Source organism: Streptomyces sp. NPDC031497 (genome assembly GCF_055580905.1).
On record NZ_JBVIKO010000036.1, the window covers coordinates 1 to 20,327 of the forward strand.

At 70.7% G+C, this 20,327-nt stretch carries 20 protein-coding genes and 1 pseudogene; 10 read left to right on the forward strand and 11 right to left on the reverse strand.

Annotation, left to right across the window (positions count from 1 at the left end; genetic code table 11):
* Positions 1-192, forward strand: a 192-nt coding sequence (locus ACZ5K7_RS43335) for a hypothetical protein (RefSeq protein WP_468923092.1), incomplete at its 5' end; no start/stop codon positions are given.
* A 224-nt stretch (positions 193-416) separates the two neighbouring features.
* On the opposite strand, the gene ACZ5K7_RS43340 is transcribed toward ACZ5K7_RS43335, so the two are convergent.
* Positions 417-1,067 (reverse strand): DNA-3-methyladenine glycosylase, encoded by a 651-nt coding sequence (locus ACZ5K7_RS43340; RefSeq protein ID WP_468923095.1) that lies wholly within the window; start codon positions 1,065-1,067, stop codon positions 417-419.
* Positions 1,068-1,203: 136 nt separating this feature from the next.
* Between ACZ5K7_RS43340 and ACZ5K7_RS43345 the strand changes: the two genes are divergently transcribed.
* The 3 genes from ACZ5K7_RS43345 (at position 1,204) to ACZ5K7_RS43355 (ending at position 3,268) form a co-directional block, all read left to right on the forward strand.
* The gene (locus ACZ5K7_RS43345) at positions 1,204-1,986 is read left to right on the forward strand and encodes a sporulation protein (protein ID WP_468923098.1); all 783 of its coding nucleotides are present in this window, start codon (positions 1,204-1,206) and stop codon (positions 1,984-1,986) included.
* Between the two features lie 65 nt (positions 1,987-2,051).
* Positions 2,052-2,591 (forward strand): YbhB/YbcL family Raf kinase inhibitor-like protein, encoded by a 540-nt coding sequence (locus ACZ5K7_RS43350; protein ID WP_351694567.1) that lies wholly within the window; start codon positions 2,052-2,054, stop codon positions 2,589-2,591.
* Positions 2,592-2,758: 167 nt separating this feature from the next.
* Positions 2,759-3,268, forward strand: a complete 510-nt coding sequence (locus ACZ5K7_RS43355; RefSeq protein ID WP_351694568.1) for an HNH endonuclease — start codon at positions 2,759-2,761, stop codon at positions 3,266-3,268.
* 111 nt (positions 3,269-3,379) lie between these two features.
* Here ACZ5K7_RS43355 and ACZ5K7_RS43360 read toward each other — a convergent pair whose 3' ends face one another.
* The 3 genes from ACZ5K7_RS43360 to ACZ5K7_RS43370 form a co-directional block, all read right to left on the reverse strand.
* Positions 3,380-4,330, reverse strand: coding sequence for an SPFH domain-containing protein (locus ACZ5K7_RS43360; protein ID WP_351694569.1), 951 nt, complete (start codon positions 4,328-4,330; stop codon positions 3,380-3,382).
* A 129-nt stretch (positions 4,331-4,459) separates the two neighbouring features.
* A complete protein-coding gene (locus ACZ5K7_RS43365) occupies positions 4,460-4,891 on the reverse strand; it encodes an NfeD family protein (protein WP_468923104.1) in 432 nt (143 codons plus the stop codon).
* Positions 4,892-4,974: 83 nt separating this feature from the next.
* Positions 4,975-5,766 (reverse strand): ABC transporter ATP-binding protein, encoded by a 792-nt coding sequence (locus tag ACZ5K7_RS43370; RefSeq protein WP_351694571.1) that lies wholly within the window; start codon positions 5,764-5,766, stop codon positions 4,975-4,977.
* 150 nt (positions 5,767-5,916) lie between these two features.
* On the opposite strand from ACZ5K7_RS43370, the gene ACZ5K7_RS43375 reads away from it, so the two are divergent.
* Positions 5,917-6,702: a hypothetical protein gene (locus tag ACZ5K7_RS43375; RefSeq protein ID WP_351694573.1), complete on the forward strand. Its 786-nt coding sequence runs from the start codon at positions 5,917-5,919 to the stop codon at positions 6,700-6,702.
* A gap of 51 nt (positions 6,703-6,753) precedes the next feature.
* Here the strand turns inward: ACZ5K7_RS43375 and ACZ5K7_RS43380 are convergent, their stop codons facing one another.
* The 4 genes from ACZ5K7_RS43380 to ACZ5K7_RS43395 form a co-directional block, all read right to left on the reverse strand.
* Entirely contained in the window at positions 6,754-6,993 is a 240-nt protein-coding gene (locus ACZ5K7_RS43380; RefSeq protein WP_351694575.1) for a chaplin, read from the reverse strand.
* A gap of 206 nt (positions 6,994-7,199) precedes the next feature.
* A complete protein-coding gene (locus ACZ5K7_RS43385; protein WP_351694577.1) occupies positions 7,200-7,448 on the reverse strand; it encodes a chaplin in 249 nt (82 codons plus the stop codon).
* A gap of 170 nt (positions 7,449-7,618) precedes the next feature.
* Positions 7,619-8,260: a response regulator transcription factor gene (locus ACZ5K7_RS43390; RefSeq protein WP_351694579.1), complete on the reverse strand. Its 642-nt coding sequence runs from the start codon at positions 8,258-8,260 to the stop codon at positions 7,619-7,621.
* Positions 8,253-9,431, reverse strand: coding sequence for a GAF domain-containing sensor histidine kinase (locus ACZ5K7_RS43395; protein ID WP_351694581.1), 1,179 nt, complete (start codon positions 9,429-9,431; stop codon positions 8,253-8,255). Before ACZ5K7_RS43395 ends, ACZ5K7_RS43390 begins: the two co-directional genes overlap by 8 nt.
* Before the next feature lie 225 nt (positions 9,432-9,656).
* Here ACZ5K7_RS43395 and ACZ5K7_RS43400 point away from each other — a divergent pair, with 225 nt between their 5' ends.
* The 3 genes from ACZ5K7_RS43400 (at position 9,657) to ACZ5K7_RS43410 (ending at position 12,595) form a co-directional block, all read left to right on the forward strand.
* The gene (locus tag ACZ5K7_RS43400) at positions 9,657-10,352 is read left to right on the forward strand and encodes an SDR family NAD(P)-dependent oxidoreductase (RefSeq protein ID WP_468923113.1); all 696 of its coding nucleotides are present in this window, start codon (positions 9,657-9,659) and stop codon (positions 10,350-10,352) included.
* The gene (locus ACZ5K7_RS43405) at positions 10,349-11,431 is read left to right on the forward strand and encodes an S-adenosylmethionine:tRNA ribosyltransferase-isomerase (RefSeq protein WP_468923116.1); all 1,083 of its coding nucleotides are present in this window, start codon (positions 10,349-10,351) and stop codon (positions 11,429-11,431) included. Before ACZ5K7_RS43400 ends, ACZ5K7_RS43405 begins: the two co-directional genes overlap by 4 nt.
* A 297-nt stretch (positions 11,432-11,728) precedes the next feature.
* Positions 11,729-12,595, forward strand: a complete 867-nt coding sequence (locus ACZ5K7_RS43410) for a transglycosylase SLT domain-containing protein (protein ID WP_351694587.1) — start codon at positions 11,729-11,731, stop codon at positions 12,593-12,595.
* A gap of 81 nt (positions 12,596-12,676) precedes the next feature.
* Here the strand turns inward: ACZ5K7_RS43410 and ACZ5K7_RS43415 are convergent, their stop codons facing one another.
* Positions 12,677-15,208: an ABC transporter ATP-binding protein/permease gene (locus ACZ5K7_RS43415; protein ID WP_468923119.1), complete on the reverse strand. Its 2,532-nt coding sequence runs from the start codon at positions 15,206-15,208 to the stop codon at positions 12,677-12,679.
* 232 nt (positions 15,209-15,440) lie between these two features.
* Between ACZ5K7_RS43415 and ACZ5K7_RS43420 the strand changes: the two are divergent.
* Positions 15,441-17,024 (forward strand): annotated as a pseudogene (locus ACZ5K7_RS43420) (streptophobe family protein); the annotation flags it as partial.
* A 1,060-nt stretch (positions 17,025-18,084) separates the two neighbouring features.
* The gene (gene serB, locus ACZ5K7_RS43425) at positions 18,085-19,293 is read left to right on the forward strand and encodes a phosphoserine phosphatase SerB (RefSeq protein WP_468923122.1); all 1,209 of its coding nucleotides are present in this window, start codon (positions 18,085-18,087) and stop codon (positions 19,291-19,293) included.
* Between the two features lie 103 nt (positions 19,294-19,396).
* Here the strand turns inward: serB and ACZ5K7_RS43430 are convergent, their stop codons facing one another.
* Together ACZ5K7_RS43430 and ACZ5K7_RS43435 are read right to left on the reverse strand one after the other, a co-directional pair.
* Complete coding sequence (locus tag ACZ5K7_RS43430) at positions 19,397-19,915, reverse strand: SixA phosphatase family protein (protein ID WP_351694595.1); 519 nt, start codon at positions 19,913-19,915, stop codon at positions 19,397-19,399.
* 79 nt (positions 19,916-19,994) lie between these two features.
* A complete protein-coding gene (locus tag ACZ5K7_RS43435) occupies positions 19,995-20,201 on the reverse strand; it encodes a hypothetical protein (RefSeq protein ID WP_351694597.1) in 207 nt (68 codons plus the stop codon).
* Between the last annotated feature and the right edge of the window lie 126 nt (positions 20,202-20,327).

Here is a 20,327-nt window from a genome sequence, read left to right on the forward strand (position 1 = left end):
TCCTTTGTACTCACCCTCTCGGGCTTTCCTCCGGGCTTCCCTTCGGTCTTGCGTTTCCGACTCTATCAGACCGTTTTCCGATCCGATTTCCTCGGCGCTTTCCAGGTTTCCGCTCTCGCGTTTCCCTTTCCGGCGGCTCCGACTCTATCAGATCCTTTCGGCGTCCGATTCCCGGTCGGCGGGATTGTCTGAGGCTTTCCGGCTTTCGCCTGTCGGCCTTTCGACATTCACTACGTTAGCCGATTCCCAGCGAGACTCATAATCGAGTTCCATGAGTTCGAATTCGGGCATGCGGGCATGACGAATTCGACCCCGCCAAGGGAAGTCGTAGTAGTGGGTGGCCGCTTCCGGCTGCTGGCGAATGCCGTACCCGGTTCAAGCGGCTCGGGCTACGTTACGCACCTTCCAGGGACGCGTCAACTTGAGCGGCGCCGGGGCGCATGGGCCCTATAGGGGCTGACCGTCGGGTCATCGGCAATCCAGTACCGCCAGGGATGGACGTCGCCATTGCCTCCCTCGCCGGCGACTCCGGTGCGTGGACCGTTCCGGACCTGGTCGGGAGGCACGGGGGTGCCGGTCAGCATCCGCAGGGGTGTCTCGCCGGCGGCGCACGCGTCCGTGCCGTCCAGGGCCCGGTCGACGCCCAGGGCAGTGGCCAGGCGGGCCGGGCCTTTGGCCAGTTCTCTGTCATATCGGGCCGAAAGCCGACGTTTGCGTGCGAGCTCGGCGCCCTCGACGATCTCGCCAGCGCGGAGCAGGACCGCACTCGCCCTGCCCTCTGGGCCACAGACGAGGTTCATGCAGAACCACATGCCGTAGGTGAAGTAGACGTACACGTGTCCGGGTGGACCGAACATCACCCCGTTGCGGGGTGTGTGGCCGCGATAGGCGTGCGACCCCGGGTCGTTCGGGCCGTCGTACGCCTCCACCTCCGTGAGGCGCACCGCGATCGGACCGTCCGGGGTGGTGCGGAGGAGGATGCGGCCGAGGAGGTCGGGGGCGACCTCCAGTACAGGGCGGTCGAAGAAGTCCCTGGGGAGTGGCGTACGGTCCGGGGGCGCGATCATGGCGTCCGAGCCTAGTCCAGGCCGGGCGTGCCAAGGGGTGGTCAAGGATTCGTCTCCTTGCCAGGGTGTGGGCCGGAACCGGTCGCGGCCGGATCGCGTTTGTAGGGATCAAGGGTCCGTACGTAAAGGGAGAGTCATGGGGTTCAAGAAGCTGCTCGCGAGCCTGGGGGCCGGTGGGGCTTCCGTCGAGACGGTGCTCACCGAGGTCAACGTCGTGCCGGGCGGTGTCGTCCAGGGCGAGGTGCGGATCCAGGGCGGCTCGGTGAACCAGGAGATCCAGGGGCTGTGCGTGGGTCTTCAGGCGCGGGTCGAGGTGGAGCGCGGCGACGAGGAGTACAAGCAGAACGTCGACTTCGGCAAGGTGCGGCTCGGCGGTGCCTTCGAGCTTCAGGCCGGGGCGGTGCACGCGGTGCCGTTCGGGCTGGAGATCCCGTGGGAGACGCCGGTCACGATGATCGACGGGCAGGCGCTGCGCGGGATGCACATCGGGGTGACCACCGAGCTGGAGATCGCGCGTGCCGTGGACTCCGGTGACCTGGACCCGATCAACGTGCACCCGCTGCCGGCGCAGAAGGCGGTCCTGGACGCCTTCATCCAGCTGGGCTTCCGCTTCAAGAACGCGGACCTGGAGCAAGGTCACATCCGGGGGACCCGGCAGACGCTGCCGTTCTACCAGGAGGTCGAGTTCCACCCGCCGTCCCAGTACCGGGGTCTGCACCAGGTCGAGCTGAGCTTCGTGGCGGACGAGCACGCCATGGACGTCATCCTCGAAATGGACAAGAAGCCGGGGCTCTTCAGCGAGGGCAGTGACACCTTCCGGTCGTTCCAGGTGGGTCTGCACGACTTCCAGGGGACCGACTGGGCGGCTTATCTCAACCAGTGGCTGTCCGAGGTCGGCAGCAAGCGCAACTGGTTCTAGGCTCGGGAACCACGGAGTCCGTTACGGCTTCCGTAAGCGATCAGTATCGATCAGGAGGTACCGAGGTGACCGAGCTCAAGCGGCGGCCTCTCCCCCATGACTTCCACCCGCCCGTCCCGTCGTTCACGGTGACGAGCGAGGACGTCGAGGAAGGGGCGACGCTCAAGGACGCTCAGGTCTACGCGAAGGGCAACACCTCGCCGCAGCTGCGGTGGGAGGGCTTCCCGGCCGGGACCAAGAGCTTCGCCGTGACCTGCTACGACCCGGACGCCCCGACAGGGAGCGGGTTCTGGCACTGGACCGTGTTCGACATTCCGGCCTCGGTGACCGAGCTGCCGGCAGGCGCGGGCAGCGGGAAGTTCGAGGGCCTGCCCGAGGGCGCCGTACAGGTGCGCAACGACTACGGGTCGAAGGACTTCGGCGGTGCCGCGCCGCCGCCCGGGGACGGCCCGCACCGGTACGTCTTCACGGTGTACGCGGTGGACCAGGAGAAGCTCGGCCCGGACGCCGATGTGTCGCCTGCCGTCGTCGGGTTCAATCTCCGGTTCCACGCGATCGCCCGCGCGCAGTTGATCGGCGAGTACGAGAACCCCGAGAAGGGCTGACGCACCACGCGAAATCAGCCAAGCGTTCATTGAACGTTTGCCCGTCCCTGGTCTTGGAAGTGATCAGGGGCGGGCAGTTTTTATTGCGTTGTCCATCTCGGCGCGCCCGTCCAGAGTTGATCCAAGCCCGCCGGGGGTGGGCACGGTGCACATGGGAGGTGGGCTGGATGCGTGACACGCTGGTGCTGAACGCGAGCTTCGAGCCGCTGTCTACGGTGACTTTGAACCGAGCCGTCGTCCTGGTGCTCCAGGACAAGGCCGTCGTCGAGCAGGCCCACCCCGAACTGCGCATGCGCGGTGCCGATGTGGACATACCTGCGCCTCGGGTGATCAGGCTCTGCAGGTATGTACGGGTGCCGTTCCGGAGACAGGCGCCCTGGTCGCGGCGTGGGGTGCTGGTCAGGGACCGGCACCGGTGTGCCTACTGCGGGCGGCGGGCGACGACCGTCGACCACGTGGTGCCGCGGGCCCAGGGCGGTCAGGACTCCTGGCTGAACACGGTGGCCTCGTGCGCGGAGGACAATCACCGCAAGGCGGACCGGACGCCTGAGCAGGCGGGGATGCCGTTGCTTCGGAGGCCGTTCGAGCCTTCGCCGCAGGATGCGATGCTGCTGGCGATGGGGGCGGAGGATTTGGCGGCGCTTCCTGAGTGGCTGTCCGGAGATGTTGCGGCCTAGTCGTCTGCCTGGCTGAGTCCGGCGGGCGGCCTCAGGTCGTTCGTGGCTGCTCGCGCAGTTCCCCGCGCCCCTGAAAAGGTGGGCACGGGGAACGTTTGTCTTCAGGAACCGTCAGTCGATGTTCGGCTTCTCGCGGCGTTCCTGGGCCGGGACGCTGCCGCTGCCGCTGCCGCCCGAACCGCCGCCCAGGTTGCCGAAGTTGCCCATCGCGCCGGACAGGCCCTTGAGGGCGTCGCCGATCTCGCTGGGGACGATCCAGAGCTTGTTGGCGTCGCCCTCGGCGATCTTCGGGAGCATCTGGAGGTACTGGTAGGAGAGGAGCTTCTGGTCCGGGTCGCCGGCGTGGATCGCCTCGAAGACCGTGCGGACCGCCTGGGCCTCACCCTCGGCGCGCAGGGCGGCCGCCTTGGCCTCACCCTCGGCGCGCAGGATCTGGGACTGCTTCTCACCTTCGGCGGTGAGGATCGCGGCCTGCCGCGTACCTTCCGCGGTGAGGATCGCGGCGCGCTTGTCACGGTCGGCGCGCATCTGCTTCTCCATCGAGTCCTGGATGGAGGTCGGCGGCTCGATCGCCTTGAGTTCGACGCGGTTGACGCGGATGCCCCACTTGCCGGTGGCCTCGTCGAGGACGCCGCGCAGGGCCGCGTTGATCTCCTCGCGGGAGGTCAGGGTGCGCTCCAGGTCCATGCCGCCGATGATGTTGCGGAGCGTGGTGACCGTGAGCTGCTCGATGGCCTGGATGTAGCTGGCGACCTCGTAGGTGGCCGCTCGCGCGTCGGTGACCTGGTAGTAGATGACCGTGTCGATGTTCACGACCAGGTTGTCCTGGGTGATCACCGGCTGGGGCGGGAACGGTACGACCTGTTCACGCAGGTCGATGCGGTTGCGGATGGTGTCTATGAACGGCACCACGATGTTCAGACCCGCGTTCAGGGTCCGCGTGTAGCGGCCGAAGCGCTCCACGATGGCGGCGCTTGCCTGTGGGATGACTTGGATCGTCTTGATCAAGGCGATGAAGACCAACACCACCAGAATGACCAGGACGATGATGACCGGTTCCATCGTCGCTCCCCGTACCCTTCTCCGCCTCGGCGCTCGGCAGATCTTATGGTTGTTGAAGATCTTGCTGGACGAGCATGACAGACCCTCGCCCAACTCGGGAGTCCTTCCGCTGAGTTGCGTCGTACGAGGTCAGATGACGATGGCCGTGGCCCCCTCGATCTCCACGACATCCACTTCCTCTCCGGCTTCGTAGGCGCGCCCGGTGTCGAGCGAGCGTGCCGACCAGACCTCGCCGGCCAGCTTGATCCGGCCGCCGGAGCCGTCGACGCGTTCCAGTACGACGGCCTGCTTGCCCTTCAACGCGTCTATGCCCGTGGCGAGTTGGGGTCGCTGGGCGGCGTGCCTGGCCGCGATGGGCCGTACGACGGCGATCAGGGCGACGGAGACGACGACGAAGACGAAGACCTGGAGCACGACGCCCGCGCCGAGTCCGGCGGTGGCCGCGGCGGCCAGCGCGCCGACCGCGAACATGCCGAATTCCGGCATCGCGGTCACCACGAGCGGGATTCCGAGCGCCGCCGCGCCGACGAGCCACCACACCCATGCGTCGATGCTGTTCACATTGTCATGGTAGGGCCGCGGGTGCCGACCCCGACAGGGCGCTTTCCCGGGGCGGAACGCCCGTCAGGACCCGTCAAGGCCCCTCAGGACAGGGGGAGTCCGTGGGCCGTCCAGCGGTCGCCGAGCTGTTCGACGACGAGCGGGAGGCCGAAGCAGAGGGAGAGGTTGCGGGAGGAGAGTTCGAGCTCCAGGGGGCCGGCGGTGAGGACCTTGCCCTGGCGGATCATCAGGACGTGGGTGAAGCCGGGGGCGATCTCCTCGACATGGTGGGTGACCATGATCATGGAGGGGGCGATCGGGTCGCGGGCGAGCCGGCCGAGGCGGCGGACCAGGTCCTCGCGGCCGCCGAGGTCGAGGCCGGCGGCGGGCTCGTCGAGCAGCAGCAGCTCGGGGTCGGTCATCAGGGCGCGGGCGATCAGGGTGCGCTTGCGCTCGCCCTCGGAGAGGGTGCCGAACTTCCGGTCCACGTAGTCGGTCATGCCGAGGCGGTCGAGGAAGGCGCGGGCGCGCTGCTCGTCGACCTCGTCGTACTCCTCCTGCCAGTGGGCGGTCATGCCGTAGGCGGCGGTGAGTACGGTCTCCAGGACGGTCTGACGCTTGGGGAGCTTCTCGGCCATGGCGATGCCGGCCACGCCGATGCGGGGGCGCAGGTCGAAGACGTCGACCTTGCCGAGGGTGTCGCCGAGGATGGTGGCGGTGCCCTTGCTGGGGAAGAGGTAGCTGGAGGCGATGTTCAGGAGGGTGGTCTTGCCGGCGCCGTTGGGGCCGAGGATGACCCAGCGCTCGCCCTCCTTCACCGACCAGGAGACCTGGTCCACCAGAGCCCGGCCCTCCCGGACCACGGATACGTCCTGAAGCTCCAGAACATCGCTCATGAGCGCGTTGTCTCCCCTTGCAGTGTGGCCGGTCTCGGCTGGCGCGTACGCCTGTGGCTCGGGCGGCGGCGCCGGTGGGCGCGGCCCTTATGAAATCTACGCCACGAGTGCGTCGCTCCATTCCATCGGTCCGGTCCTTAGGGTGGAGGCATGCTTTCGGAACCGCGTTCAGGACGCCTTGCAGCTTGGGGAAATGCCCTGTTGGCCGGACTTGTCTCCCCGGATGACGCCGTGCTCGCCATCGTCGGCGAGGACACGGTGCATCGGGTGGAGGGGCTGCCCGGGGAGTCCGCTCCGGTCGGACTCACGCTGGCGCTGGGGCGGCTGCGGTCGCTGGGGGCGACCGGGCTGCGGGTCGCACTGCCGGCGTCGGGGCATCCGCTGGGGCTGAGTGGTCCGCCGGAGTTCAACGCGCGGGCACTGGAGGCCGAGGAGGCCGTGATCGGTTACGGCACCGCGTTCGGGCTGGTGCCGGAGGTGTACGAGGCCGGTCCCGCCGGTGATGTGCATGTCGAGGTGGTCTGGCATGTGCTGCCGGTGCGGGAGGCGCCGCCCGCGGACGTGCCCTCGCTGGGCGAGGCCGAGCGGGAGCTGGCGGAGGCGCTCAGGGACGCGACGGAGATGCTGTCGAAGCTGGATGTGGCCGGGTCGGGTCCGGTGGCGGAGGCGGCGATCGACGCGTACCGGGCGCGGGCCGAGCGGGGGCGGGAGGTACTGGCTCCCGGGTATCCCCCTCGGGCGGTGCGGGTCCTCGAGTTGGCGCAGCGGGTCGGATTGCTGATCTCGCTGGCCTACGAGAACGGGCACGGGGGCGCGGTGAGCGCGTCGGAGATGGCGGCGCGGTCGCTGGCCCTGCGGCCGGTGGAGCGGACGGCCCGGCGGGCGCAGGTGGCGGCGTACAACTCGGTGGTGGAGGAGCGCGAGCGGGGGCGTTAGAACGCCCGAGGGCTACGCCGGACGGCGTAGCCCTCGACGGTGGCGCCGGTCCTACTTGTTGACCGCGGTGTTGCCGAACGCGGGGTTCAGGAGGCCGACCACGTTGGCGGAGAGACCGCTGACGTTGACCGGGACGTTGGCCGGGATCTGGGCGACCAGGCCGGAAGCGACGCCCGGGGAGGCGACAGCGTCGCCGTCGGCAACCGCGTCGGCGACGGCGGCACCGGCGGAGGCGCCCGCTGCGATACCGGCGACGGTGAGGGCGACGGCGGCCTTCTTGGCGATGTTCATGGGAAGGGTTCCTCCTGCGTGTGCGTGTCCGACCCGGCCCTGGGCCGCGCGCTGATCAACGCCGGAGGGGTCCTCGGTGGTACGGGGCGCCGGACCCTGACTGCCCATTCGGATCATTGGCCGTAAGAGTCGTTGGAAGTAAAAGCCGACCGGCCTTCCGGGGGCGCCCGGAAGGCCGGAGGTCGATGCCGCCGTGCGGCGCGGTCTCAGTGGTTGAGGCCGAGGTTGCCGAAGGCGGGGTTCAGCACGCCGATGACGTTGACGCTGTTGCCGACGGCGTTGACCGGGATGTGTACCGGGGCCTGGATGACGTTGCCCGAGACGACGCCCGGAGAGCCCTGGGCCTGGCCGTCGGCGTGCGAGCCACCGGTGTGGGCGGAGGCCATCCCCGCGCCCGCGGCCATGATCCCGCCGGCCACCATCGTCACGGCCGCTGCCTTCTTCAGGTTCTTCACTTCTTGAGCCCTCCTTGGCGATCGCCGCGGCGATCGCCGCGGCACGCACTGAAGAACGCCGGTGGCCGGGAGAGGATGCGCCGTCCGGGTGACATTCCCACGACGGTATGAATCTCAGCCCGTAGGACGACCCTTCATGTTGCCGTCGGTGAAGCGTTACGGAGGACGTTTCAGCCGGTCACGCCATGGCGTACGGCCCACAGGGCGGCCTGGGTGCGGTCGGCGAGGTCGAGTTTCATCAGGATGTTCGAGACGTGCGTCTTGACGGTCTTCTCGGAGAGCACCAGGGCGCGGGCTATCTCGCGGTTGGAGCGGCCGTCGGCGATCAGCCCGAGCACCTCGCGCTCCCGCTCGGTGAGCGAACCGCCCCTGCCCTGGCCGGAGTTGGCCTCCTCCTGGGAGAGCAGGGCGCCGGCCACCTCGGGCTGGAGCAGGACGTGTCCGGCGTACACCGAGCGGATGGCGGTGGCGAGCGCGTCGGGATCGACGTCCTTGTAGACGTACCCGGCGGCGCCGGCGCGCAGGGCCGGGACCACCGTGCGCTGCTCGGTGAAGCTGGTGACGATGAGCACGCGCGCGGGGTTGTCGAGTTCGCGGAGTTTGCGCAGGGCCTCCACGCCGTCCATGCCGGGCATCTTGACGTCCATGAGGACGACGTCGGGGCTCAGCTCCTGGGCGCGCTCGACCCCTTCGGCGCCGTCGGCGGCCTCGCCGACGACCTCTATGTCGTCCTGGACCTCCAGGAAGGTGCGCAGGCCCCGCCGGACGACCTGGTGGTCGTCCACGAGCAGGACCCTGATCGTGTCAGCCACCGGGGGCCTCCATCTCGATCGTGGTGCCCTTGCCGGGCGCCGATTCCACGGTCAGCGTGCCGCCGACCCCGCTCGCCCGGTCCCGCATGGAGACCAGGCCGAGGTGGCGTCCGGCACTGCGGGTGAGGTGCGGGTCGAAGCCGCTGCCGTCGTCCGTGACCCGCAGCACGGCCCCGGCGCCGCGCCGGTTCACGGTCACGTCGACGTGCTCGGCACCGGAGTGCCGCAGGGCGTTGTGCAGGGCTTCCTGGGCCACCCGGAGCAGTGCCTCCTCCTGGGCCGCGGGCAGGGCGCGGAAGCCGCTGGCGGCGAAGGTCACGCGCGCGCCGTGGGCGCGGTCGAGGACCTGGACCTGGGTGCGGAGGGTGGCGACCAGGCCGTCCTCGTCGAGGGCGGCGGGGCGCAGCTCCACGACGGCCGCGCGCAGTTCGTCGGTGGCCTCGGCGGCGAGCGCGGCCACCTGCTGCATCTCGCCCTTGGCGCGGGAGGGGTCGCGGTCGACCAGGGCGGCGGCGGCCTGGGCGGTCAGGCGCAGGGAGAACAGTTTCTGGCTCACCGCGTCGTGCAGCTCGTGGGCGAGCCGGGAGCGTTCCTCGGCGATGGTCAGCTCGCGGCTGCGCTCGTAGAGGCGGGCGTTGGTGAGGGCGATCGCGGCGTGCTGGGCGAGGATGGAGAGCAGTTCCTCGTCCTCCGCGGTGAAGCCGCACCTGCCCTCGGGCTCGGGGCACGGGGGGTGTGGGGAGCCTGCCTCCACCGGGCGCACCTTGTTCGCCAGGAACAGCGCGCCGATGATCTCGTCGCCGTCCCGGATCGGCAGGCCCAGGAAATCGGACATCTCGGGGTGGGCCGAGGGCCAGCCCTCGAAGCGGGGGTCCTTGCGGACGTCGGCCAGCCGCTCGACCTTCGCCTCGTGGAGCATCGCGGCGAGGATGCCGTGCTGGCGCGGGAGCGGGCCGATGGCCTTCCACTGGGCGTCGGTGACGCCGTCGACGACGAACTGGGCGAAGCCGCCGTGGTCGTCGGGGACCCCGAGCGCGGCGTACTGCGCGTCGAGCAGCTCACGGGCGGAGGCGACGATCGTCTTGAGGACGTCGCGCACCTCCAGGTGCCTGCTCATGGCCAGCAGCGCGGAGCTGACCGCGGCGAGGCCGGACCGGGGACCTTGACTCATGCCCTCACGGTACCGGCGGGGTGTGACAGCGCGGATCGGCCGATGGTGGCGGGACCCGGGCCGATGGCCGTAGGACCCGGGTCCTAGGGCGCAGGCCCCGGACCGGCGGCGTAGTCCGAAGGGCCCCGCCGGATTGCGGCCCGCGTCCGAGGCGGCCGGGGCGGTGCGGTTCCTAGGTTGAGTTCACCGCCGACGGAGGCGGACGGAGCCGAGGGGACGGTTGTCATGCCGGTAGCGATCATCACGGGGGCGTCGAAGGGGCTGGGGCGGGCGCTGGCGGAGGCGCTGGCCGCGCGCGGCTGGGACCTGGTGCTGGACGCCAGGGGCGCCGGGGCTCTGAAGGAGGCGGCGGAGGCCGTCGCGGGGCCGGGGACACGGGTGGCGGCGCTGCCCGGCGATGTCACGGACGCCGGGCACCGGGCCGAGCTGGTGGCGGCCGCGCGTCGGCTGGGCGGCCTTGACCTGCTGGTGAGCAATGCCAGCGCGCTGGGTGCCGAGCCGCTGGTGCGCCTCGGTGAGCTGCCCCTTGCGGGGCTGCGCCGGGCGCTGGAGGTGAATGTGGTGGCCGCGCTGGGCCTGGTCCAGGAGGCGCTGCCGCTGCTGCGGGAGTCGGCGGCGGGGGCGGTGATCGCGGTGAGCTCGGACGCGGGCGCGGAGGCGTACGAGACGTGGGGCGGCTACGGCGCCTCGAAGGCGGCCCTGGACCAGCTGGCGGCCGTGCTCGGCGTGGAGGAGCCGGGGCTGCGGGTGTGGGCGGTGGATCCCGGGGACATGGCGACCGGCCTGTACGCGGCGGCGGTACCGGACGACGACGATCCACGGCCGGCACCGGAGAGCGTCGTACCGGCGTTCCTGCGGTTGCTCGACGAGCGGCCGGCGAGCGGGCGGTACGGGGCGCCGGCTCTGGTGGCGGGGCGATGACGACGGCTCTGCGGGTGCCGGAGGAACTGTCCGCGCGGGTGCCGGCCGAGCAGCGCGGGCCGGGTCTTGAGCGGGATGCCGTACGGCTGCTGGTGTCGCGCGGGACGGCGGTGTCGCATCACGCCTTCGCCGAGCTGCCGGTGCTGCTGCGGGCCGGGGACCTGCTGGTGGTGAACACCTCGCCGACGCTGGCGGCCGCCGTGGACGGGCGGATCGGGCACGCGCGCGTGGTGGTGCACTTCTCCACGCGCGGGGACGACGGCCGCTGGGCGGTCGAGCTGCGGGAGCCGGACGACACGGGGACGACACGCGCGCGTGCGGGCGCGTACGCGGGGAGCGAGGTACGGCTGCCCGGGGGCGGGCGGCTGGTCCTGGCGGAGCCGCTGAGTGCGCGGGGCGAGCGGCTGTGGTGGGCGCGGGTCTCGGGGAACGTGCCGGGGATGCTGCGGGAGCACGGGCGGCCCATTCGTTACTCCTATACGGAGCGGGACCAGCCGTTGTCGGTGTACCAGACGGTGTTCGCGCTGCCCTCGGCCGACGGGTCCGGGAGTGCGGAGATGCCGAGTGCGGCACGGCCCTTCACCGCGCGGCTGGTGGCGGAGCTGGTGAGCCGGGGTGTGCAGTTCGCGCCGATCACGCTGCACACGGGGGTGTCGTCGGCGGAGGCGCACGAGCCGCCGTACGCGGAACGTTTCGCCGTGCCGGCGGCGTCGGCGCGGCTGATCAACGCGGCCAGGGCGGGTGGCCGGCGGGTCGTCGCCGTCGGGACGACCGCCGTGCGGGCCGTGGAGTCGGCCGCGGGCGCCGACGGGGTGGTGCGGGCGGCCGAGGGGTGGACGGAGCTCGTCGTGACGCCCGAGCGCGGGGTGCGGGTGGTGGACGGGCTGCTGACCGGGCTGCACGAGCCGGAGGCCTCGCATCTGCTGATGCTGGAGGCGGTCGCGGGACGGGCCGCCGTCGACCGCAGCTACGAGGAGGCGCTGCGCGGGCTCTACCTGTGGCACGAGTTCGGGGACGTGCACCTCATCCTCCCGGAGGAGGAGCCTCACACAGAGCATTGCGCCAGCAACTCCGGGTGAGATTCATATGCGGCCGATGTGAGGCCGCACATAGGGCGCACATCACGTACGAACGGACATAGGAGATAAAGGCTCCCACGATGAACGGGGCAGACTGCCTAGTCTGTCCCGTTTTGCCCTTCCGGGCGCTACTACCGGGGATCGTACGTCACACCTTTGCCAGGGAATTTTGCGGCCGCTAACAATGGCTCCCGTCGCTCGGCACCGCGGGTTCCCCCCGCGGTGTTCGTGCAGGAGGAGCCGGTCTCCCCCACGGACAACGAGCGACCTCCGCGCTATTCGAAGAGGTCCACTGCTATGCCCAAGCACTCTCACAGTCCCACGCTGACCAAGCATCACAAGATCGCGCTCGCCGGTGTCGCCACGCTCGGCGCCGCCGCCCTCGCCTTCTCCGCCGTGCCCAGCAGCGCGGAGACCGTCGCGGCCGGGTCCCCCCAGGCCGCGGCCCAGGTGGCCTACGGCACGGAGCAGATCAAGGACGTCAAGGGCACGGTCACCGACCAGCTCGCGTTCCAGAACGTCAAGGTCGAGGCGATCGCCGCCAAGAAGAAGGCGGCCACGCCCCACACCCGGCACCTGGCCCACGTGAAGCAGGCGCACGCCCTGCACGCGGCTCACGTCAAGAAGGTCCAGGCGGCGCACGCGGCCCACACGGCGCACGTGAAGAAGGCCCACGCGGCCCACACCGCCAAGGTCAAGGCCGCACACGCCGCCCACGTGAAGCACGTCGAGGCAGCCGCCAAGCAGGCCGCCCACGCCGCCCACGTGAAGCACGCCGCCAAGCAGGCCGCGAGCCGGTCCGCGCTGCGCCCGCAGATCCAGCAGGTCGCCGCGAAGACCTACTCGAACACCCTCGACGGCTGGATCCGCCAGTCCCTCGACATCATGAAGGCCAAGGGCATCCCGGGCTCCTACAACGGCCTGCACCGCAACATCATGCGGGAGTCGTCCGGCAACCCGAACGCCATCAACAACTGGGACATCAACGCCATCAACGGCGTTCCGTCCAAGGGCCTGCTCCAGGTCATCCCGCCGACCTTCGCCACGTACCACGTCAACGGCACGTCCTGGAACATCTACGACCCGGTAGCCAACATCACCGCCGCCGCCAACTACGCGGCCAACCGGTACGGCTCGATCGACAACGTCAACAGCGCGTACTGAGGCCTGCGCGGACCTCTTCACGCACACGCCGAAGGGCGGCACCCCACTGCGGGGCGCCGCCCTTCGGCGTCGTACGGGCGACTACTTGCGCATGACCTCGGGCTCGTGGCGGCGCAGGAAGCGGGCCACCAGGAAGCCGCAGATCACCCCGAGGACGATCAGCGCGGCCATGTCCATGGTCCAGGCGCCGGCCGTGTGGTTCCACAGCGGGTCCGTGTTGGTCGGGTCGTCGGTGTTGGGCGCGATGTTGTTGAAGTCCAGCGTGGCGCCGTCGGCGCCCACCGCCCAGCGGGACGGCATCAGGTACGAGACCTGGTTGACGCCGACCGCTCCGTTCAGGTTGAACAGGCAGCCGGTGAAGACGACCTGGATGATCGCGAACATCACCAGCAGCGGCATGGTCTTCTCGGAGGTCTTCACCAGCGAGGAGATGACCAGGCCGAACATCATCGAGGTGAAGCCGAGCCCCATGATCGGGATACACAGCTCCAACAGGGTGGAGTGGCCGAGGACCACGCCCTCACCCGGGATCTCGCGGCTGGAGAAGCCGATCAGGCCGACCATCAGGCCCTGCAGCACGGTGATCACGCCGAGCACGACCACCTTGGACATCAGATACGCCGACCGGGACAGGCCGGTCGCCCGCTCCCGTTCGTAGATGACCCGTTCCTTGATCAGCTCACGCACGGAGTTCGCGGCGCCCGCGAAACAGGCGCCGACGGCGAGGATCAGCAGGACCGTCGTCGCCGTGCCGTTCGGGACGGGCACCCCGGTCTTCGAGCTCACCGGGTTGACCAGCAGACCCTTGTCGCTGTCGATCAGCAGGCTGACCGCGCCGAGCACCGCCGGCAGGATCACCGTCAGCGCCAGGAACCCCTTGTCCGAGGCGATGACCGACACATACCTCCGGATGAGGGTCAGCAGCTGCGACCCCCAGCTCTGCGGCTTCTTCGGCCGCATCGCCTGCATCGCGGGCATCTGTACGGACTGCGGGGCAATGGCGTCGATGTCCGCGGCGTACATCTGGTAGTGCTGCGAGCCCTTCCAGCGGCCCGCCCAGTCGTAGTCACGGTAGTTCTCGAAGGCGGAGAAGACATCGGCCCAGGTGTCGTAGCCGAAGAAGTTCAGTGCCTCCTCGGGCGGGCCGAAGTAGGCGACCGCACCGCCCGGCGCCATCACCAGGAGCTTGTCGCACAGCGCCAGCTCGGCCACCGAGTGGGTGACGACGAGGACCGTACGGCCGTCGTCGGCGAGGCCGCGCAGCAGCTGCATGACATCGCGGTCCATGCCCGGGTCGAGGCCCGAGGTGGGCTCGTCGAGGAAGATCAGCGACGGCTTGGTGAGCAGCTCCAGGGCCACCGAGACCCGCTTGCGCTGGCCGCCCGACAGGGACGTGACCTTCTTGTCCTTGTGGATGTCGAGCTTCAGCTCGCGCAGCACCTCGTCGATGCGGTCGTCGCGCTCCTGCCCGGTGGTGTCGGCGGGGAAGCGCAGCTTGGCCGCGTACTTGAGGGCCTTCTTGACGGTCAGCTCCTTGTGCAGGATGTCGTCCTGCGGGACCAGACCGATGCGCTGGCGCAGCTCGGCGAACTGCTTGTAGAGGTTGCGGTTGTCGTACAGCACCTCGCCCTCGTTGGCCGGGCGGTAGCCGGTGAGCGCCTTGAGCAGGGTCGACTTGCCGGACCCCGAGGGGCCGATGACCGCGATCACGGACTTCTCCGGGACACCGAAGGAGACGTCCTTGAGGATCTGCTTGCCGCCGTCGACCGTGACCGTCAAGTGCCGTGCGGAGAAGGAGACTTCGCCGGTGTCGACGAACTCCTCCAGCCGGTCGCCGACGATCCGGAAGGTGGAGTGGCCGACGCCGACGATGTCGTTCGCGTCGAGCAGCGCGGTGCCGCCCTTGGCGATCGCGACACCGTTGACGTACGTGCCGTTGTGCGAGCCCAGGTCGCGGATCTCCATACGGCCGTCCGGCGTGGAGTGGAACTCCGCGTGGTGGCGCGAGACCTGCAGGTCGGACACGACCAGCTCGTTCTCCAGGGCACGGCCGATGCGCATCACGCGGCCGATGGAGAACTGGTGGAACGTGGTCGGGCTGCGGTCGCCGTAGACCGGCGGCGCCCCCGCGCCACCGCCGGAGGCCATGGCCGGGGCACCCTGCTGCTGCGGGATCGCCGACGGGGCCTGCTGCCAGTCCTGTTGGGGAGCCGACTGTTGCGGAGCCGCCGGCTGGGACCAGCCGGCGCCGCCCGCGCCCTGCGCCGCGTACGGCTGCTGCTGGGGCTGCGGTCGGGCGGCGGCGGCCGCGGTGCCGGACAGGCTCAGCAGCGGTCCGTCGTTCGCGTTGCCGAGGTGCACGGCCGAGCCCGGGCCGACCTCCGTCCGCTGGACCCGCTGGCTCCGCACGAAGGTGCCGTTGGTACTGCCGTGGTCCTCGATGACCCAACTGCGGCCGTCGAAGCTGATCGTGGCGTGCCGCCAGGAGACCCTGGCGTCGTCGAACACGAGGTCCCCCTGCGGATCGCGTCCGAGGGTGTAGGACCTGGACGGGTCGAGCGTCCAGGTACGTCCGTTTGATTCCAGTACGAGTTCCGGCACTCCAAGCCCCATGAGTAGTCCCCCGAGTTACCCCCATCACGGGGAGTCTAGGGATGTCGAACATCGTCGGGAACTATTTCAGGCTCGGCCCTCTGACCGAAAGCCGGGCCTTGCGGAGGCCGTGCACGAGCGCTTCAACTCTTTCCGTTGACGGGGTTGAAACCGGGCCGGAGAGTGGTAATCCACGCGAGGGGGACAAGCGCGGCGGAGCGGCCCGACGCGTCCGCGGATCGGGGGGTCAGCCATGGGTTCTGGCACGTCCGGCACGGGAGTCGAGAACGGGAGGCACGGCGCGCGGCTGCCGTGGGGCGACATCCTGCTGTCCGCGATCGCCGCGGTGAGCTGGGCGTTGATCGGCATGGCGGGCACGGCGGCGCTGGGTCTGCACCTGCTGCAGGCCGACGCGGCGGGCTCACTGGGCCCGATGACAGCGGCGGTTGTGGCACTCGGGGCGGGTGGTTCGGTCACGCCGCACGGAGATCTGTCCGCATTCGGTCTGAACGGAGCGGAGGCCACCACAGCCATCGAGATCACGCCATTGGGTGTGAGCCTGGTGGGAGCCCTCCTGCTGTCCTGGTTCTTCTTACGGTCCCTGCGCACGGCCGGAGTTGTGATCGCACCGGCCGAACTGCTCGCCCGCGCGGGCTCGGTGGTGGTGCTGTTCGTGGCGACGCTGGGCGGACTGGCCTGGGCCGGGCACTCGGTCGTGACCATCGACGGCGGTGCGCTGGGGCTGGACAAGCTGCCGGGCACCGGCGGAGGAGGCGGAGGGGGCGGCGGTCTCAAGATCCCCGGCATCGGGGATGTCGGCGGGCTGCTGCCGGACCGCCTCGGCGACCTCGTGCACGCGAACGCGGCGGTCGGTTTCAGCGTGGACACGGCGGCGACCCTGCTCGGCGGCCTCGGCTGGTCGGTCGGTGTCCTGCTGATCGCCCTGCTGGCCTCGCGCCGAACTCCGCTGCCGCGCGGCTGGGAGGCGGTGCACGGGGTGGTACGGCCGGCGGTCTCGGCGCTGGTGACGGTCCTGCTGGTGGCGGTCGCGGCGGGCTGGGCGGCGGCCGCCTTCGCCGCGGTCGGCGACCCGCACCCGGCCCGGATCATGGGCGCGGCGCTGCTCGGCGCCCCGAACGGTGTCTGGCTCGGCATCCCGATCGGCCTCTTCGTGCCGTTCGACGGCAGGGCGACGGGCGTCCTCACCATGTTCCTGCCGCATCCCCTGGACGACCTCCTGAACTCGCCGTCCGACCAGTCGGTGACGCTGGGGCATCTGGCCGACCTGGACGGACGGGTGTGGCTGCTGGGCATCGCCGCGGCCCTGCTGATGCTGCTGGCCGGGGTTTTCACGGCGGTCCGGACGCCGGTGGCCGGCCGCGGGGCCGGGGCGGGCGCCGGCGGGGGCGGAGCGGCGGGTGCGCCGCGGGGCTCACGCGGCGACGCCGACGGCGGAGGCGGGTGGGGTTCACGCGGTGGCGCCGACGGCACGGGCGGACCGGGCTCGCGTCCGGGCGCGCTCGGGTTCGCCGGGCGGTGTGCGGTGCGGCTGGGGATCGCGACCGCGCTCACCCTGCCGCTGCTGGCCTGGCTGACGAACGTGTCCGTGAGCGCCTCGCTGTCGGTGCTGGGCTTCGACGCCTTCGGCGCCGGCATCGAACTGCACGGGCAACTGGGCATGGCCCTGCTCCTCGGCGCGGCCTGGGGTGCGGCGGCGGGGGCGGCGGGGGCCCTGCTGGCATGGGCGACCGGCGCGGCCGGCACCCGCACGGCACGACTGGCACCGGGTGACGCGGGGGCCGGTGACGCGAGCGGCGGGCCGGCGTACCCGGCAGGGCCTGGGGCGGCAGACCGGGCCGGAAGCGGCGGGGCGGCAGGGCCTTACGCACCGGTGACCCCGCACCGCCCGCCGAATCCGCAGACGAACCCCTATCTCCGGGTACCGGACGAGCTACGCGAGCCGGGGAACGCCGACCGGAAGGCCCGGCCCGAGAGCCCGGGGGAACGGCGGGGCCCGGGGCGGTACGACGGAGGGGCACCCTGGCCCGATGCGCCGCAGGAACCGCAGGCCCAGGCGCCGTACGACAGCCGGACGCCCCGGCCCGACGCGCCGTGGCAACCGCAGGCGCCGGGCCCGTACGACCGGCAGACGCCCCGGCCCGACACGCCCCGGGAACGGCAGTCCCCGGGCCCGTACGACGGACTGGCGCCCTGGCCCGACACGCGGCAGGAACCGCAGGACTCCAGGCCCGCTGACGAGCGGGGCGGCCGGCCCGGGGGCGTGCGGGAGCCGCGGGACGCGGCGGGGCCGTACGGCGCTCCGGGGCCGGGGGTGGCGCCGGCGGGTGGTCCGGGCCATCGGTCGCCGGCGGGCGCGTCGTCCCCGGCGGACGGTCGGTCCCCCGACAGCCGGTCCCCCGACGACCGGCGGTCGGCGGAGGAGTGGCGGCACGGTAGCGGCGGTGACTCCTCCGACGTACCGCCCGGGGCCGGCGACGTGTACGGCGCTCCCACCATGGCCCGGCCGGTCGACCCGCCGCCCCGCTCCTCGCGGCGCGGCCGAAGGACCCCGGACGGTCCGGCCGCGGGCCCTCCACCTCCTCCTCCCCCGCCGCCTCCGCCGCCGCCACCACCCAGGCGGCCCCATGGGTGAGGTCGCCCATCGGGACGGGCACGGCGGTGGGGCCGGTGTCGCCTGCCCCCTGCGTGGAGCGGCACTGAACTGTGCGTGAAGGCGCGGCCAGGGAGTGTCTCCTTCCCGGCCGCCGACATCGCACGCAGTTCGGCCGTTGTACGGAAGCAAGGCCTCCGACACCGATCCGACACTTATTGTTCCGTGTCCGTCAGGCGGACCACCTGCGCCGCAGGCACTGCGTGCCGGTTACGGTGGTTACACCATGAGCGATCCTCAGACCTCCGAGGTCCCCACTCTCCTCGTCAAGATTTTCGGCAAGGACAGGCCGGGCATCACGGCCGGCCTCTTCGACACCCTCGCCGCGTACATGGTCGACGTGGTCGACATCGAGCAGGTCGTCACGCGAGGCCGTCTGGTGCTGTGCGCGCTCGTGACCCACCCCGCGGCCGGGCTTGAGGGCGACCTCAGGGCGACCGTGCACAGCTGGGCCGAGTCCGTGAAGATGCAGGCGGAGATCATCTCCGGTCACGGCGACAACCGCCCGCGCGGACTCGGCCGTTCCCTGGTCACCGTTCTCGGCCACCCCCTGACCGCCGAGTCGACGGCCGCCATCGCCGCCCGGATCGCCAAGGCGGGCGGCAACATCGACCGTATCTTCCGGCTCGCCAAGTACCCGGTGACGGCAGTGGAGTTCGCGGTCTCCGGTGTGGGGACCGAGGCGCTGCGCACCGCCCTGGTCTCGGACGCGGCGGAACTCGGCGTGGACATCGCGGTCGTCGCGGCCGGCCTGCACCGTCGGGCCCAGCGTCTGGTGGTCATGGACGTGGACTCGACGCTCATCCAGGACGAGGTGATCGAACTCTTCGCCGCGCACGCCGGCTGCGAGGACAAGGTCGCCGAGGTGACGGCGGCCGCGATGCGCGGGGAGCTGGACTTCGAGCAGTCGCTGCACGCACGCGTGGCGCTGTTGAAGGGGCTGGACGAGTCGGTCGTGCAGAAGGTGCGCTCCGAGGTGCGGCTGACGCCGGGCGCCCGTACCCTGATCCGCACACTGAAGCGGCTCGGCTACCAAGTCGGCGTCGTCTCGGGCGGTTTCACCCAGGTCACCGACGATCTCCAGGAGCGGCTCGGGCTGGATTTCGCCCAGGCCAACACGCTGGAGATCGTCGACGGGAAGCTCACCGGCCGGGTGACCGGCGAGATCGTGGACCGTGCGGGCAAGGCGCGGCTGCTGCGCCGGTTCGCCGCCGCGGCGGGCGTACCGCTGTCACAGACGGTGGCCATCGGTGACGGCGCCAACGACCTGGACATGCTGAACGCGGCCGGTCTCGGTGTCGCCTTCAACGCCAAGCCGGTCGTCCGCGAGGCCGCGCACACGGCGGTGAACTTCCCCTTCCTGGACACGGTCCTGTATCTGCTGGGTGTCACCCGCGAAGAGGTAGAGGCGGCGGACACCCACGACGAGAGCTGAACCGCTCCGCGGTCCTGTCGGAAGGGGCCCGGCACCGAGGCCGAGGAGGTCGGTGCCGGGCCCTTTGCCGTCCCGTACCGGAGAGCGGCGGTCGTGCGGTGTCTCAGTCGGAGGGCGCCCAGTAGTCCGCGAGCGTGGCCGCGCCGGGTTCCAGGCTCTTCCAGGAGCCCTCGAAGGTCATGACGGCGAAGGCGGCGGCGGGAAAGCCCCGGCTGTTCATCCGGTCGCGTGCGTCGTCCTCGGAGCTGCCGGCCAGGATCTCGGTCACGCCGTGCACGCCGGGGTTGTGGCCGATGAGGATAACGTCCTGTGCGTCGTCGGGCACCTCGTTGAGCACGGCGATCAGCTCACCGGGAGAGGCGTCGTACACCCGCTCCTCGTAGACTGTTTTCGGCCGGTGCGCGAGCTCATGGACGGCGAGCTTCCAGGTCTCCCGGGTGCGCACGGAGGTGGAGCACAGGGCCAGGTCGAAGGCGATACCGCTGTCCGCCAGCTTGCGTCCGGCGATGGCCGCGTCCATTCGGCCCCGCTCAGCGAGCGGTCGCTCGTGGTCGGTCACCTGTGGCCAGTCGGCTTTCGCATGGCGGAAGAAGACGATCCTGCGGGATTCTGCGACGCTCATGTCACCCAGCTTCGCATGAAACAGGCCATCGGGCGCAGGGAGTTGACATGCGGCTTCGCCCGGCCCGGAGGCTTTGGGGCTAACGCGTGACGATCTGCTGGACCCGCTCGACGAGATGGGTGACGGCCGGGTCACCGGTGGTCGCGTGGGCGTCCACCGGGTTCAGTATCAGCACCAGCAGGGCGACGAAGGCGAGCGCGGGCAGGGCGAGGGCCCACCAGGGCAGCCGGACGTCGACGCTGCCCGGGGTGGCGGGGTGGGGCAGGGTGTGCGTACGGGCCGGCATGATCGCCTCCGCTGGTCTCCGGGCTTCGGTGACCGCCTCTCGCGGCCACAACTCGAAATTACGGAATCCGCGGCCGTCAACCCATCCGGTGATCCACCCACTTGACCCTGACCCTCACCCCCTAGG